Source organism: Gluconobacter vitians (assembly GCF_015244565.1).
In the GTDB taxonomy this organism is placed as follows: domain Bacteria; phylum Pseudomonadota; class Alphaproteobacteria; order Acetobacterales; family Acetobacteraceae; genus Gluconobacter; species Gluconobacter vitians.
Window position 1 is genome coordinate 1 of the sequence record NZ_JABCQG010000067.1, and the last position, 1820, is coordinate 1820.

1 protein-coding gene is annotated in these 1820 nt (G+C 40.9%); it reads right to left on the reverse strand.

The annotated features are described in order from the left end of the window. Positions 1–352: 352 nt before the first annotated feature. Complete coding sequence (locus HKD24_RS15030; protein ID WP_194260960.1) at positions 353–1717, reverse strand: hypothetical protein; 1365 nt, start codon at positions 1715–1717, stop codon at positions 353–355. Positions 1718–1820: the final 103 nt, after the last annotated feature.

The window sequence follows — 1820 nt, forward strand, 5'->3', positions numbered from 1 at the left end:
GTATCATGGCGCGCCGACGATCTCTGGTCGGGGGTTAACCCAGGACCAGAGGGCCAACAGCAACGCCGTCAGAATGGCGGCATAACAATAACCGGGTATAGCTTATTCAAATCCAAAAACTGTCCGAACAGACGGGTCCACCTCTAGGCCCTAGCATTGGATCTGAAACTGACTTATGGCTTGCAACATATGATCGGCAATATGGTTGTTCGTGCCTCTTGAGGCTTCGAATGCAAAAAAGACCCGCTCTGCTGCTTCACAATAGCCTGTCAGCCAATGACAAACCGATCTCTTGCAATGGAGAAGGTCTATCTTGAGGTGATCACCTCAAGATAAAGCCTATATTTTTTATTTAAGTAAAATCATCACTTGAGATAACTCGAAGTGAATATAGATCCAAGGGAAAGGAAAGAGCTTTAATGCAAAAGGCATTCGTTGCACGTGGAATGTTCACGCTGAAGAAATGCATTCCTCGCCACGATTTTCTATATTCAATCTCCAGATTTTCATTGTCTGAATGTACTGCTCTCATATTTTCCAGAATATTATCCTGCGTCGTCCCAATTATCGCTGTCAGGCACTGAGCCTGTGCTGGGATAACCACGTGCATGATTTCATCCGGCTGCAATGAGACTGCGTATCTCTGATCCCAGTTAGGAAGTGCAGATGTGAAAATCTTATCGATATGATGCGGATTCTGCGCAGCCTGGATCATAATATTTTCTGATCCTAAAATGTTTTTACCGCCAAGAATCTCTTTTCCATCCTTGTTAAGGTATTTTTCGGCATCTTGCAGTATTGGTTCCCATCGGTCTGGTGACCATTGCGCATGTACAGAGTTAAAAAGGCGACTGTATATTTCAAGATCGTTTATAATACGCGCCCTGTGGCGAGATTTTCCTTCAATGACTTCCATTTCTGAGAACATCGCATGATAGTCTTGATAGAAATTTGAAATAATGAACTTATTATTCAGATTTGTGACAGGATGAATAAATGTTCTACCCTCTGCAGAAATTTCTTCGCACTCCAGATAACAGGGGGCCCAGTCATACATCTGGAGATGATCACAATAATTGATTAGAAGATCTACATTCATTCCGGCTTGAACGGGTTCATGTACCATGACCGTCTCACCAATTGGCCATGTAGAGAGACCTTTCTCCCTTTTCAGGTGCGACATCTCCATGCGACGCCGCAAAATGTAGAAAGCCGCTCTTCTTGAGAAAAATGAAACGCAGAAGAGTCCTTTGTGGATATATTCAGAAGTATCAGTATAACCTATGCTGCCTTCAAGATGGCTCCACTGTTCATTTGGCTGTGTTTGAGGATGATAAATAACATCTACATTTTTTGCAGCCATCTGAGAGAAAATATTATCTATTGACAGATGGGTCGCCACATCATTTTCAACGGAGCAGATATAGTCGTATTCAGGGTGGGCCAGTATGAAAAGGTTCTGGTGATAGTCTCCATTATACCAATACCCTCCACGCCTTTCGTCCATACCATACTCAAGTCCAAGTTTTTCGATATCAGAGTACGGAACAAGAAAAACTTTTTCTTCTTTTTGATATTTTTCAGGAAGTGGGCGACCAAGAACAGGATCAAAAATAATAAAAATATCTGAATTTTTACTATTTCTTTTACATAAGAGGAAATTTCTCTCGACAATATTATCCCATATATGAGTTTTAAAAATAATAGCGGTCTTCATAATAAATATTTCTCAAACTCAAGATTATGGAAGCCAAGTTACTGACCTGTATAGCAATTTTTAGCCCTGTCTCAAAGAATGAATTGGATGAAATAATTTTCTC